General features: G+C 68.2%; 12 protein-coding genes. 5 read left to right on the forward strand and 7 right to left on the reverse strand.

Annotation, left to right across the window (positions count from 1 at the left end; translation table 11 throughout):
- The first annotated feature begins 13 nt into the window (after positions 1-13).
- On the forward strand, positions 14-1,171 hold the full coding sequence (locus tag OG976_RS07700) for an ABC transporter ATP-binding protein (RefSeq protein ID WP_328360110.1): 1,158 nt from the start codon (positions 14-16) through the stop codon (positions 1,169-1,171).
- 1 nt (position 1,172) lies between these two features.
- Here the strand turns inward: OG976_RS07700 and OG976_RS07705 are convergent, their stop codons facing one another.
- Positions 1,173-1,820 (reverse strand): TetR/AcrR family transcriptional regulator, encoded by a 648-nt coding sequence (locus OG976_RS07705; protein WP_328360113.1) that lies wholly within the window; start codon positions 1,818-1,820, stop codon positions 1,173-1,175.
- 111 nt (positions 1,821-1,931) lie between these two features.
- Between OG976_RS07705 and OG976_RS07710 the strand changes: the two genes are divergently transcribed.
- On the forward strand, positions 1,932-3,572 hold the full coding sequence (locus tag OG976_RS07710; protein WP_328360116.1) for a phytoene desaturase family protein: 1,641 nt from the start codon (positions 1,932-1,934) through the stop codon (positions 3,570-3,572).
- A gap of 8 nt (positions 3,573-3,580) precedes the next feature.
- A complete protein-coding gene (locus OG976_RS07715) occupies positions 3,581-5,617 on the forward strand; it encodes an acetate--CoA ligase family protein (protein WP_328360119.1) in 2,037 nt (678 codons plus the stop codon).
- Between the two features lie 82 nt (positions 5,618-5,699).
- On the opposite strand, the gene OG976_RS07720 is transcribed toward OG976_RS07715, so the two are convergent.
- On the reverse strand, positions 5,700-6,047 hold the full coding sequence (locus OG976_RS07720; protein WP_328360122.1) for a cupin domain-containing protein: 348 nt from the start codon (positions 6,045-6,047) through the stop codon (positions 5,700-5,702).
- 20 nt (positions 6,048-6,067) lie between these two features.
- The gene (locus tag OG976_RS07725) at positions 6,068-7,264 is read right to left on the reverse strand and encodes an NAD(P)/FAD-dependent oxidoreductase (protein WP_328360125.1); all 1,197 of its coding nucleotides are present in this window, start codon (positions 7,262-7,264) and stop codon (positions 6,068-6,070) included.
- Between the two features lie 65 nt (positions 7,265-7,329).
- Here OG976_RS07725 and OG976_RS07730 point away from each other — a divergent pair, with 65 nt between their 5' ends.
- Positions 7,330-8,505 (forward strand): acyl-CoA dehydrogenase family protein, encoded by a 1,176-nt coding sequence (locus OG976_RS07730; protein ID WP_328360128.1) that lies wholly within the window; start codon positions 7,330-7,332, stop codon positions 8,503-8,505.
- A gap of 12 nt (positions 8,506-8,517) precedes the next feature.
- Here the strand turns inward: OG976_RS07730 and OG976_RS07735 are convergent, their stop codons facing one another.
- The 3 genes from OG976_RS07735 to OG976_RS07745 are packed head-to-tail and all read right to left on the reverse strand — an operon-like array spanning position 8,518 to position 10,894.
- Entirely contained in the window at positions 8,518-9,336 is an 819-nt protein-coding gene (locus OG976_RS07735; RefSeq protein WP_328360130.1) for a class II glutamine amidotransferase, read from the reverse strand.
- Positions 9,337-9,341: 5 nt separating this feature from the next.
- Positions 9,342-9,815, reverse strand: coding sequence for an SRPBCC family protein (locus OG976_RS07740; protein ID WP_328360132.1), 474 nt, complete (start codon positions 9,813-9,815; stop codon positions 9,342-9,344).
- Positions 9,816-9,835: 20 nt separating this feature from the next.
- Positions 9,836-10,894 carry an NAD(P)H-dependent amine dehydrogenase family protein gene (locus OG976_RS07745; RefSeq protein ID WP_328360134.1) on the reverse strand — a complete coding sequence of 353 codons (1,059 nt, stop codon included), beginning with the start codon at positions 10,892-10,894 and terminating at the stop codon, positions 9,836-9,838.
- Positions 10,895-11,046: 152 nt separating this feature from the next.
- On the opposite strand from OG976_RS07745, the gene OG976_RS07750 reads away from it, so the two are divergent.
- The gene (locus tag OG976_RS07750) at positions 11,047-12,237 is read left to right on the forward strand and encodes a lipid-transfer protein (RefSeq protein WP_328360137.1); all 1,191 of its coding nucleotides are present in this window, start codon (positions 11,047-11,049) and stop codon (positions 12,235-12,237) included.
- Here OG976_RS07750 and OG976_RS07755 read toward each other — a convergent pair.
- Positions 12,234-13,862, reverse strand: a complete 1,629-nt coding sequence (locus OG976_RS07755; RefSeq protein ID WP_328360140.1) for a long-chain fatty acid--CoA ligase — start codon at positions 13,860-13,862, stop codon at positions 12,234-12,236. The two genes, OG976_RS07750 and OG976_RS07755, sit on opposite strands and share 4 nt — an antisense overlap.
- Positions 13,863-13,867 lie beyond the last annotated feature (5 nt).

Raw genomic sequence — 13,867 nt, forward strand, 5'->3', positions numbered from 1 at the left:
GGGACGGCCGTCGGTGACCGGCGGCGCGATCCGGCTGCACCAGCTGGCCAAGGCATTCGACGGCGTTCCCGCCGTCACCGGAATCGACCTGGATATCCCCGCCGGCCAGTTCTATTCGCTGCTGGGCGCATCCGGCTGCGGTAAGACCACCACGCTGCGGATGATCGCCGGCTTCGAGAAGCCCGACTCCGGCCGCATCGAACTCGACGGCCGTGACGTCGTGGCAGACCCCCCGCACAAGCGGCCGGTCAACACGGTGTTCCAGACCTATGCCCTGTTCCCGTTCATGACGGTGGCCGAGAACGTCGCGTTCGGGTTGCGCTACCAGAAGGTGTCCAAGGACGAGACGCGACGCCGGGTCGGCGAAGCACTCGAGATGGTCCGGATGAACGAGTTCGCCAAACGCCGGCCCACTCAGCTCTCCGGCGGCCAGCAGCAGCGTGTCGCGCTGGCCCGGGCGCTGGTGCTGCAGCCACGGGTGCTGCTGCTCGACGAGCCGCTGGGCGCCCTGGATGCCAAGCTGCGCAGGCAACTTCAGCTCGAGCTGCGCTCGGTGCAGCGCGAGGTCGAGATCACCTTCGTCTACGTCACCCACGACCAGGACGAGGCGCTGACCATGAGCGACCAGATCGCGGTGCTGGCCGAGGGCCGGGTCGAGCAGGTCGGCCCGCCCCAGGAGATCTATTCCGCCCCGGCCACCACGTATGTGGCCGGATTCCTCGGTGCGGCAAACATTTTCGACGCCGACGTGGTGGAATGCGGCGACGGTTCGGCTGTCTGCTCGGCGCTGGCGACCCGTCTCGGCGCTGCCGTCGACAACGCCTGCAGGCCAGGGCCGGCCGCGATCGTGATCCGGCCCGAACGGATCACCCTGACCGATCCGGGCGAGCCGGTGCCTGTCGGGCACAACGCCGTCAGCGGCACAGTGGCCCAGGTCGTCTACCACGGCGCGACCACCCAGGTACACGTCGACGTCGGGCAGTCCACGGCACTGATCGTCGACGTGCCGAACCAGTTCGGGCCACAGTCGGTCGGCTATGCGCCGGGCATGGCGGTCACCTGCGTGTGCACCTCCGACGCCGTGCGGGTGCTCACCCGCAGCGCGGCCACCTTGGTGGTCGACCCGGCAGCGCAGTTGGTGGCCAATCCGGTGGAGTCGCTGAGCGTGTGACTCAGCGGCGGCGTCGACCCGCCGCCACCGGACGCTTGGTCTCGGCGGGCAGGTTCAGCTCGCGCTCGGCGAACCGCATCGCGATGTCGTAGGCCACATTCGAGTCGACTTCGGGGTCTTCCAGCGCAACCTGGATCGACAGACCGTCGAGAAGGGCCGAGAACTCCAGGGCGAACATCCGCGCGTCGATGTGGGAACCCAGCTCGGCGGACTCCACCGCATCGACGATCATCCGGCGCCACCGCGCGTCGAGTTCAACACGGCCGGCCTTGACCTCGTCGTGCCGGAACGCCTGGGCCCACAGGTCGAACCACAGTCCCCAGGCACCCGGGATCTCATTGTCGGCGTTGGGAACACAGGTCCACTGGGTCAGCAGCGAAAGCCGTTCGCGCAGTGAGGGGATCTCCGCCAGCATCCGTTCGGCGGCTTCGTAGAACGACTCCTCCGAATAGCGCAGCGCATCGACGAGCAGCCGGTCGCGGGTTCCGAAGTAGTAGATGACCAGAGCGGAGCTCACGCCGGCACGCTTGGCCACGTCGGAGATCCGGGTTTCGGCGAACCCGCGTTCACAGATGAGCTCCGCTGCGGCACGCAGCATCTGGATGCGGCGACCCTCGTTGTTCTCGGTGGCGGGCGCGGGTTCGGCCATTCGTCAACTCCCATCGGCAGTACCGGCATTGGCACTTGTCCAAAGCCTAACACTTGGTTAGATTGAACAGTCAGTCAAAGATGCCCATCGGGCGAACGAAAGTGGGGCGCCATGTCGAACACCTACGACGCCATCGTCATCGGCGGCGGACACAATGGGCTGGTTTCGGCCGCTTATCTCGCCCGCTCCGGCGCCAAGACCGTCGTCCTAGAGGCCCGCAGCTCCCTCGGCGGCGCGGCCACCACGGAGGCGCCGTGGGAAGACGCGCCGCACCTGCGGGTGACCCGGCTGTCCTACGTCATGAGCCTCATGCCGCCGACCATCGTCAACGACCTGTCCCTGGAGCGCCACGGCTACAAGGTGCATCCGATGGGCCCCTACTACCAGGCGTTTCCCGAGGGCGGCTCGCTGACCATCTACGAGGACGACCCGGCGCGCACCTACGAGCAGATCGCCAAGTGGTCGAAGAAGGATGCCGACGCCTGGCCGAAGTGGAACGCCTGGCTCGAGGGCATCGCCGACGTGATGGGCCCGCTGCTCACCCAGGTGCCGCCCAACATCGGCTCACACAAGCCCTCGGATCTGTTCGAGCTCGCGAAGCTGGGCTGGAGCCAGCGCGGGATGACCACCCGGATGATGGGCGACGTCACCCGCCTGCTCACCATGAGCATCTCCGATCTGCTCGACGACTGGTTCGAATCACCGCAAATCAAAGGCGCGCTGGCAGTCAACGGCGTGATCGGCACGTGGGCCGGGCCCTGCGAGCCGGGCACCGCCTACGTCATGGCGCACCACTCGATCGGTGACGTCGGCGACGGACAGCTCGGCAGCTGGGGCTACCCCGAGGGCGGCATGGGTGCGGTGTCCGAGGCCATCGCCCGCTCGGCGCGCAGCTTCGGTGCGGAGATCCGCACCAACGCCCGGGTGTCGAAGATGATCGTGCGCAACGGCCGCATCCAGGGCGTGGCCCTGGAGAACGGCGACGAACTGCGGGCCCCGCTGGTGGTCACGACCCTGCACCCGCGCACCGCGTTCCTGGACCAGACCCCGCGGGGCGAGCTGCCCCCGGACTTCGTCTCCGACATCGAGCACTGGAAGACCCGCAGCGGCGTGGTGAAGATCAACCTCGCGCTGTCCGAGTTGCCGAACTTCACCGCCGACCCGAGCAACGGCCTCGCCGAGCATCACACCGGCTCGGTGGAGATGGCCCCGACCATCGACTACATCGAGACCGCCTTCCAAGACGCCCGTGCGGGCCGCCCGGCCCTGGCACCGTTCAGCGACAGCGTCATCCCGACCACGCTGGACAAGACGCTGAATCCTGATGGCACGCACATCATGTCGCTGTTCACCCAGTGGGTGCCCGCGGAGTGGGCCAACGAGCCGCACACCGAGGAGCTCGAGGCCTACACCGACCGGCTGATCGACCTCTACGACCAGGTGGCCCCCGGTTTCAAGGGTTCGATCATGTACCGCGACATCGTCGGCCCGCACGAGATGGAGGTCGAGTACGGGTTGATCGGCGGCAACATCTTCCACGGCGAGCTGTCACTGGAGCAGCTGTTCCACATGCGTCCCTCCCCCGGCTTCGCCGACTACCGCACCCCGATCGCCGGTCTGTACAACGGCAGTTCGGCCACCCACGCCGGTGGCGGTGTCTGCGGCATTCCGGGGTGGCAGGCCGTCCGCGCCGCACTGGCTGACAAGAAGCGCGGCGAACGCCGGCTGTTCGGACGGGGCAAGGCCTCCTGACCGAGACCATGCCCGTACGGGCCATGCTCGAGGCCCGGTCGGTGGCGCTGGTCGGTGCCAGCGCCCGCCCGGGCAGCTTCGGTGAGCGGATGATCATCGAGGCACGTCGCAGTTCCGCGCGGATGCATCTGGTCAACCCACGCTACGACAGCATCGACGGCATCCCCTGCGCCCCATCGCTGGACGCGCTCGACGAACAGGTCGACCTGGTGCTGCTGGGCGTGCCCGACGCAGCGCTGCTCGGCGAACTCAAGACCGCCGCCGCCGTCGGTGCCCGTTCAGCGGTCATCTTCGGCTCCGCGCACGGCGCCGAACTCCGCCAAGCCGTCACCGACACCGCCACCGAAGCCGGGATGGCGGTGTGCGGCGGTGGCTGCATGGGCTTCGTCAACAACGCCACCGGCCTGCGGGCGCTCGGTTACCTGGAGCCTGATCCGCTTGCAGCGGGCGGGGTTTCGCTGATCACCCACTCCGGGTCGGCATTCTCAACGATCCTGCGCTCGCGCCGTGGGTTCGGCTTCCGACTGGCGGTGTCCTCCGGTCAGGAGCTGGTGACCAACACCGCCGACTACGTCGAATACATCCTGGAAGATCCCGGCACCTCGTTGATCGCGCTGCTGCTGGAGACACCGCGGGCGGTGGGCCGGCTGCGCGCCGGTCTGCGCCGGGCGGCCGAGGGTGACATCCCGGTGGTGATCCTGCCGGTCGGCCACTCACCGCGTGGCCGCGCCATGGTCGCCGCCCACTCCGGCGCACTGGCCGGTGACGCGGCGGGCTGGCAGGCCTTCTGCGCCGACACCGGCGCCATCCAGGTCAGCGACATCGCCGAATTCAACGACACCATCGAGCTTTTCGAGGCCAAGCGGCGCCCACGGGCCGGTGCCCACGGCATCGCGACCGTGCACGATTCGGGTGCCGAGCGAGCGCTGTGCGTCGACCTCGCCCACGATCTCGGGGTTACGTTCGCCGACCTGACATCACCCACGGTGGACCGCATCGGCGAGCTGCTCGATGACGGCCTGGAGGCCACCAACCCCCTCGACGTGTGGGGCACCGGAGCCGACACCCGGGAACTATTCGGCGGATGCTTGCGCGCAATGGTCGACGACGCGCACGTGGCCGTCACCGCCCTGGCCATCGATCTGGTCACCGAGTTCGACGGCGACACCGCCTACGCCGACGCCGCCATCGACATCGCCGCCGCATCCGATGCACCGCTGGCCGTGCTGGCCTCGGTCGGCTCGGCGGTCGACCCGCCGACCGCAGAGCGGCTGCGCGCCAACGGTATACCCGTTCTGGAGAACGCCCGCAGCGGTATCGCGGCGCTGGGCCACCTCGCGACCTGGCCCCGCACTCTGGTCCCGGCGCAGGCAGACCTGGACGCCGAACGACAGCAGCGGTGGACCGCCCGCCTGGCGCAGCCGGGCTGGGACGCCCCCACCGCGTTCGACCTGCTGGCCGACTACGGCATCCCGGTGGCCCGGTCCCGCGCCGCAGGCGACCTGGCCGGGGCGCTGGCCGCCGCCGACGCCGTCGGCTACCCGGTCGCGCTGAAAACCCTTGGCGCCGCACACAAGAGCGACGTCGGTGGCGTGATCCTGAACCTCGCCGACGCGGCCGCGCTGCAGGCGGCCTACCTGCGGATGGCGAACGTGTTGGGACCGCAGGTCAGCGTCGACGCGATGGCGCCCGCCGGGGTGGAGATCTCCGTCGGTGTGGTCCGTGACGCCAACTTCGGTCCGCTGGTGATCGTCGCGGCGGGCGGCACGCTGGTCGAGTTGCTGGCCGATCGGGCGGTGGCCTGCCCGCCGGTTACCCGCGAGTCCGCCACCGTTCTGCTGCGATCACTGCGTACCGCGCCACTGCTGGCCGGCTGGCGTGGTGCACCGCCGGTCGACATCGACGCGCTCGCCGATGTGGTCGTCGGATTCTCCCAGCTGGCAATCGAATTGGGTGAGCACATCGATGCGGTGGAGGCCAACCCGGTGATCGCCTCGCCCGGTGGTGCGGTGGCCGTCGACGCTCTCGTCGTGCCGCGGCACTGACCACCCTCCCGCGAGATTGAACTCACGCAGGGCGCTTCTCGCACTTCTCCTGCGTGAGTTCAATCTCGGCGGTGCAGACGAATCAGAAGATTGCGTAGGCCTTACGCAGCGTCTCGTGGATCACCCAGGTACCGGTCCAGCCCAGCGGGAACACCGCCAGATCACCGGCACCGACCTCGCTGGGCTCACCGCCGTCGGGGGTCACGGTCATCCGGCCCGACACCACGTAGATGACCTCATTGGTCTCCAGTGTCCAGTGCGACGGCCCCGGCTCGCACTGCCAGATCCCGCCCGACTTGTCGCCGTCGGCCCAGACCTCCAGGCCATAGGTGGCCATCGGGTCGCCGGTGGCCTCATCGAGCGGACCCCAGTCCTCCAGTTCGGCGTCGGCGGCGTTGGCGAGGACGGTGGTCAGCACTGCAGCGGTCATGATGGGAAAACCTTTCGTTGTCAGGCGTGTTCGGGGAACGGCAGGGAGATCGGTTCGGGCGCCACGCGGCTGTTGCCGTTGGCGTCGAAGCGGTCCAGGCCGAGATCGGCGAGGTCGAGCCAGGTGCATTCGCCGGTTAGGGTCAGGTCGGTGGCCACTTCGGCCACCGCCGGGCCCCACATCATGCCGTGGCCGGCCGGGCTGGCCACCACGGTGCCGTTGATCGGCCCGTCGTCGGTCAGCAGCGGCCCGACGATCGGCAGATGGTCATTGGTGTAGTCGATCGTGGCCGCCCAGGTGCGGCGCAGACCCAGTCCGCGTACCGGTGGGAACAGCTCCTCGATGCGGGACTTCGCTTTCTCGTAGTAGGCCCAGTCGAACTCAAGTGCCACGCCCGCCGGCTCCTCGGGGTTGCTCATCCCCCACAGCACTCCACCGAATTCTCCTGGCCGCCAATAGATTCCTTCACTGACGTCGAAGACCATCGGCAGGTCGTCGATGTTCGCGCCGCGCAGCGGTTCGGTGACGACCACCTGGTGGCGGGTACCGCCGGCCGGGATTCGCCCGCCGGCGCGTACGCCGACCTCGCCGAGGTGCGGGCCGCCGGTCAGCACGACGCGCGGGGTGTCGATCGGTCCGGCCGAGGTGTCCACACCGACCACCCGGCCACCGGAGACCCGCAGCCCGGTGAAGGTGGTCCGCTCCCGGACGTCGACGCGGTGGGCGGTCAGCGCGGCGGTGTACGCCAGCACATTGCGCGGTGCGTTGATGTAGCCGTCGCCGGGGGCATACGAGCCGCCCAGGGTGACGCCGGGCGCCATTCCGGTGTCGCGGCCGTCGATGTCGGTGGGCGACAGCCACTCGACGTCCAGACCCAGCTGATGCTGCAGGGCGATCCGGTCGTGGGCCTGGGCGACCTCGGTCTCGGTGAAGCACGGCATCAGATAGCCCTGCCGGACGAATCCGCAGTCCAGTGGGAAGCGGTCACCGCTGGCGGCATAGAACTCCTGGCTGCGCAGCCCCAGCTTGATGGCGGTTTCGGTGCCGCCCTGGGCGCGCACCATCCCGGAGGCGCGGCTGCTCGCGCCGTCGCCGAGGGTCTGCATCTCCAGGAGCACGACATGGCCGGCCCCGCGTTCGGCGAGCTGGACCGCCGTCCACGCCCCGACGGTGCCGCCACCGATCACCACGACGTCCGCACTCTGACTGCTGGTCATACCTCAAGACCGTGACATAGACTGAACGCTCAGTCAATAGGTGCAACGAGCGGAGAGCAGACCGAATGTACGGGTTGTCAGCCGAAGACCTACGGATCCGGGATACCGCCCGCGACTTCGTCGAAACTCTGATCCCCTACGAGGCCGAAGCCGAAGCGGCGGGCGGTCAGCTTCCCAAGGAGATCACCGCCGCACACCACGCCCGCGCCATCGAACTGGGCCTGTATGCCACCAATATGCCCACCTCGGTGGGGGGCCCGGGATTCACTGCCCTGCAACAGGTTCTGGTGCAGGAGCAGGTCGGCCGGGTGACCAATGCGATCGCCTGGGTGGCGCACACCCCGCCGCAGTGGTGGGCCGGGGTCGCCACCGATTACCAGAAGGAACGCTGGCTGCTCCCGGCCGTGCGCGGTGAGAAGCACGAGGCCTACGCCATCACCGAGGAGTTCGCCGGATCCGACGTCTCGGCCCTGGAGACCACCGCGCGCCGCGACGGCGACGAATACGTCATCAACGGCGTCAAGTGGCATGTGACATCGTTCAACCTGGCCGAATACTGCTTCGTGCAGGCCGTGCTCACCGACGGCCCGCACGAGGGCGACCATGTGCTGCTGGTCGTCGATCTGCCCTGGCCGGGGGTGGAAGTGGTTCGCACACCGCACTATTCGCATAACATCCCCGACGAGCACCCGATCGTGTCGTTCACCGACGTCCGGGTTCCGGTCAGCCACCTGGTCGGCGCCGAGGGTGAGGGCATGCAGTTCACCCAGGACTGGTTCCGCTTCGAGCGCATCATGGTCGCATCCCGGTGCGTCGGCGCGGCCCAGCGACTGGTCGACGAGGTGACGGCGTTCGCGAAAGACCGGATCGTCGACGGCAAGCCGCTCGGCGAGCATCAACTGGTCGCGGGCATGCTCGCCGACAGCGCCACCGAACTGTTCGCCGCGCGCAGCCTGCTCTACGAGGTAGCCCGCGGTATCGACGCCGGCCTGGATCGCAAGGCCCTGCACGGCCAGGCGTCGATGGCCAAGCTGTACTGCTCGGAGATGGCCGGGCGAGTCGCTGACCGGGCGGTACAGATCTTCGGCGGGCGCGGCTACATGCGCGAGAACGTCGCCGAGCGGATGTTCCGCGAGCTTCGTGTTGAGCGGATCTGGGAGGGCGCCAGCGAGATTCAGCGCATCATCATCGGCCGCCAGCTGATGCTGCGCGGCCCGCAGGCGGTTCTCGAACCGCGCTGAGCGGCCCGGAGATCACGCCTGCTGCAGCAGGTGTCGCGGCGGGTTCGGGAACGCCAGCCGACTGGTGATATTCAGGTCTGCATCGACGTGCACCAGCTCGCCCGGGTCCAACAGCCGCCACCCCGGGTTGTCGTCCATCCGTTCGCTGGCGAAGACCACCGACCGCTGCCCGGCCAGATGGTCGGACCGGGCCCGGATCCGGTCGGTGCGCAGTTCGAAGGCACCCGTCTGCCCGCGCCTGTCGAGCACGTAGAGGTCGTGGGTGTCCGGGTAGCGCAGCGCCCACATGTCGGTGGCCGTGCTCAGCAGAATGTTGACCGCGTACAGCGGCAGGTTCTCGGCCACCCACCCGATCGCGTCGATGAGCCCGGCGGCCACATCTCCGTTGTGCGCGTAGATGTTCGCGGTGATCAGCGCGAACACCCGCTCGGAATCGGTCTGCCCCTTGACCAGCTCGCGCGCCCCGAGCGCGGTCAGGCGTTCGTCGAGGTGGTCAAGTCCGTCGACCACCCCGTTGTGCGCGAACAGCCGACCGTCCTGCAGGAACGGGTGGGTGTTGACGACGTCGAGGGCGCCGGTGGTCGCGTACCGCACGTGGGCCAGGAAGGTGGTGCCGGTCATCTCGTGTGCCTCGCACGCGAAATCGCGGTCGTGCCAGGCCGCCATCGGCTGCTTGGCGAGTTCGGGGGTGCCGTTGGCGCCGAACACGCCTAGCCCGGTGCCGTCCGGATTGCGCCGACTCTGTGCGGCCAGGTTGTCGGGTGCGTCCAGCAACCAGAACGTCGCGGTGACCAGGTTGCGGCCGGCGTGCAGGCCGAAGAGGCGACACATTGTCGTTAGCGCAGCAGCTGATCCGACAGCGTTTCCAGCGCCTGCTTGGCATACCCGCGCCAGATCAGCGCGAACACCGGCAGCGCCCGCGCGCTGAGCGCCGACTTGGGGTGCAGCGTCCAGCGCCAGGTCACCTTGGTGCCGGTGCCGTGCGGGGCGAAAATCCACTCCCCCTCGACATGGTCGATCAGCGGTGCCATCGCGCCGCGGATGTCGGCCAGGGTGTAGCCGAACGAGTGCGGCGGATCGACGCTCGTCAGCGTCTCGCGCATACCCCCGCCGCCGACCAGCGCGACGTCGCGGGTCTGTCCGGCGGTGGCCCACTCACCGACCTGACCGTGCACGGCCTTGATCGGCGGGATCGGCCCGTACCAGCGCGGGAACAACACCGGCAGCGGGATCGGCAGCGTCTTCTCGAACGCATCCTCCGGCGTGACCGGGATTGCCCTGGACTGTTCGACGACGACGGGATGAGCCATGCGCCGATGCTAGTGAAGTTTCAGCGGCTCAGATAGGGAGCAGCGCGCCCGGTGATCGGCGGCAGGTCGAAGAACCCGGCGATGCCGGGCTGCGCCGCGCAGGTCGCCTGAATGGAGTTGACGCAGTGCGCGGCGGTGCCCACCACGCCCGGGTTGCTCTTCAGGCCTTCCTCGACGCTCTCGGGCTGCCAGCCCTTGATGGTCACGAAGGTGTTGGGGTTGCCCCGCACCTCGATCTCGTAGCGTTCCCCGGCGGGGCCGAAAGTCCATGCGGGGTCGAGGTTTTCCTCACCCATCATCCAGTTGACGGTGATCCGCACGACCAGCTTCTGGGTCACCACGGCATCCCAGTGGAACCGCCGGCCGGCCACCTGTCCCGGTTCGATGACACCCAGCGGGCTGTCGATCGGGGCCGTCGCGACGGCGATCTCCTGATGGGTGCGGATCATCGGCTCGGCCGCGAAGCCCAGCCGGTCGACGATCAGGCGCACCGATTGGAAGAAGCCGCCATTGAGCAGCTTCTGCATGGGTCCGCTCAGCGCGCTCTCGGGGCTGCCGCCGAATCCCATCACGTGGCGCAGCACATCGGGGGCGCCGTAGGTGCGCAGATCGGAGAACTCCTCGGCGCGCACGAACGTCACCCCGGTGGACATCACCGACAGCAGCAGCGGGAACAGTTCGGTGGCCGCGCCCGGCCCGATCCCGGCGCCGTGCAGGGTGACGCCGCCCTCGCGGGCCGCCGCCTCCAGCGGTGCGGCCTCGTTCTCGCTGGGATAGAACCAGCCCAGCGGGCTCACGACGTTCTTGCCCGAGCGCAGCAGGGCGGTGACCTCGTCGACGTTGGGCAGCAGCGGGGCGTAGATCACCGCGTCGGCGTCCAGCGCAAGGATGTCGTCGATGCTGCCGGTGGCGGTGACACCGAGAGGATCGGTGCCGATGATGTCGCCGACGTCCTTGCCGGCTTTGTCCTTGGAATGCACCCAGCAGCCGACGAGTTCGAGATCGGGGTGCTCGAGCACGCCCTTGATCGCCGCCACCCCGACCGAACCGGTTGCCCATTGGATAACTCGCAACGCCACGGGCGCCACCTCCCAAAACTAGAACGTGTTACAACTACATGTACACGACCTGCCCGCGAGCAGGCGCAAACTCGCACGATTCCGGCCTCCGGTATGCGATTTTGCGGCTGCTCGGCGCGCAGTGGGTCCCGGAGAAAGTTAGGAATCACGCCATGCCGAACAAGGTCTACGTCGTCGGGGTCGGAATGACCAAGTTCGAGAAGCCGGGCAGCCGGGCCGGCTGGGACTACCCGGACATGGCCCGCGAGTCGGGAACCAAGGCGCTGGCCGACGCCGGTATCGACTACGGCCTGATCGAACAGGGCTTCGTCGGCTACTGCTCGGGTGACTCCACCTCCGGTCAGCGCGCCCTCTACGAACTCGGCATGACGGGCATTCCGATCGTCAACGTCAACAACAACTGCTCGACGGGGTCGACCGCGCTGTTCCTCGGTGCGCAGGCCATCCGCGGCGGGTTGTCCGACTGCGTGCTGGCCCTCGGCTTCGAGAAGATGAAGCCGGGGTCCCTCGGCGGCGGCTCGGATGACCGCGAGACACCGCTGGGCCGCCACGTCAAGGCGCTCGCCGAGATCGACGAGTTCGCCTTTCCCGTCGCACCCTGGATGTTCGGTGCGGCCGGCCGCGAATACATGCGCGAATACGGCGCCACCGCAGAGCATTTCGCCAAGATCGGGTACAAGAACCACAAGCATTCGGTGAACAACCCGTACGCCCAGTTCCAGGACGAGTACAGCCTCGAGGACATCCTGTCGGCCAAGATGATCTCCGATCCGCTGACCAAGCTGCAGTGCTCGCCGACCTCGGACGGCTCGGGTGCGGTGGTGCTGGCCTCGGAGCGCTTCGTCGAGGATCACGGGCTGGCCGGCCAGGCCGTGGAGATCGTCGGGCAGGCGATGACCACCGACTTCGCGTCGACCTTCGACGGCTCGGCCAAGAACATCATCGGCCACGACATGAATGTCCAAGCGGCGCGCCAGGTTTACGACCAGAGCGGGCTGGGCCCGGAGGACTTCCAGGTCATCGAGTTGCACGACTGCTTCTCGGCCAACGAACTGCTGCTGTATGAAGCCCTGGGCCTGTGCGGCGAAGGCGAGGCGCCCAAGCTGATCGACGCCGGCGACACCACCTATGGCGGGCGCTGGGTAGTCAACCCGTCGGGCGGGCTGATCTCCAAGGGCCATCCACTGGGCGCGACGGGCCTGGCCCAGTGCACCGAGCTCACCTGGCAGCTGCGCGGCACCGCCGACAAGCGGCAGGTGGACGGCGTCACCGCCGCACTGCAGCACAACATCGGGCTGGGCGGAGCAGCGGTCGTCACCGCCTACCAGCGCGCCGAACGCTAGAGCGTCACGACCTCGTAGGCGTTCTCGGCGTGCCGCGAGCGGATGGTCTTCTTGTCGTACTTGCCCACACTGGTGCGCGGGATCTCGTCGACGAACGTCCACCGCTCCGGCAGCCACCACCGAACGACCCTGTCTGCCAGGTAATCCCGCAACTCGGCGGGGCTCACCTGGGCATCATCCTGTAGGACGACGGCGGCCAGCGGCCGCTCCTGCCAGCGGTCGTCGGGAACCCCGACCACCGCGGCCTCCCGTACGGCCGGATGCCCGATGAGGTGGTTCTCCAGTTCCACCGAGGAGATCCACTCACCGCCGGACTTGATGACGTCCTTGGCGCGGTCGGTCAGCGTGATGTAGCCCTGCCGGTCGATGCGGCCGACGTCGCCGGTGCGCAGCCAGCCGGACTCGAACTTCGAATCGTCGGTGTTGCGGTAGTAGGACCCGGTGATCCACGGCCCGCGAACCTCCAGTTCGCCGACGGCCTCGCCGTCGTTCGGCAGTGCACCGCCCTCGTCGTCGACGATGCGGGCCTCCACGCCACACATCGGCCTGCCCTGCGTGCCGCGGATCTCCCACACCTTGTCCTCGGGGGTGCCCGGCGCCGGCCAGGCCAGGGTGGCCATCGGCGACGTCTCGGTCATCCCCCACAACTGGCGGATCTGCACACCGTATTTCTCCTCGAAGGTCTGCATCAGCGACACCGGCACCGCCGATCCGCCGCAGGCGACCAGCCGAAGCGACGAAATGTCATGTCCGGACTCGCGATCCAGGTAGTTCATCACGTCGTTCCAGATCGTCGGAACGGCGCCGGCGACGGTGGGCCGCTGCGTCTCGATGAGGTTCACCAACGACTTGGCGTCCATGAACCGGTCCGGCAGGACCATGTCCGCACCGGCCATCAGCGCCGCGTACGGCAGGCCCCAGGCATTGGCGTGGAACATCGGCACGATCGGGAACGCCTTGTCCGAGAAGCTCAATGCCATACCGTTGCCGCTGCATACCGCCATCGAGTGCAGATAGCTCGAGCGGTGGCCGTACACCACCCCCTTGGGATGGCCGGTGGTGCCGCTGGTGTAACACATTGCCGCAGCGGAGTTCTCATCGACATCGGGCCAGTCGAAGTCGTCGGACTCGGCGGCGGTGATGTCTTCGTAGCGGACGACTCTCTTGCCGGAGCGTTCGAAGGGCTCGAGATCTCCCGCCCCCACCGCGATCACGGTGTGCACGGTCTCCATCTTCGGCAGGACCGGGGCCAGGATGGGGGCCAGCGACAAATCGGCGATGACGACCTTGTCCTCGGCCTCGTAGGCGACGAATTCGATCTGCTCCGGGAACAACCGGATGTTGAGGGTGTGCAGCACCGCGCCCATCGACGGCACCGCGACGTAGGCCTCCAGATGTTCCTGGTTGTTCCACATGAAGGTGGCCACCCGGTCGTCACCCTCGACGCCCAGCCTGCGCAGCGCATTGGCCAGCCTCGCGGCCTGACTGCCGACCTCGCGGTAGGTGGCATGGCGGTAACCGCCGTCGCCGGTGGCTGTCGTGACCGTCCGGTCGCCGTGCACGCTGACGGCGTAGCGCAGGATGGCCGAGACGGTCAACGAGAACTGCTGCATGGTGCTGTCCATGGCGC

The organism is Mycobacterium sp. NBC_00419 (assembly GCF_036023875.1).
GTDB lineage: Bacteria > Actinomycetota > Actinomycetes > Mycobacteriales > Mycobacteriaceae > Mycobacterium.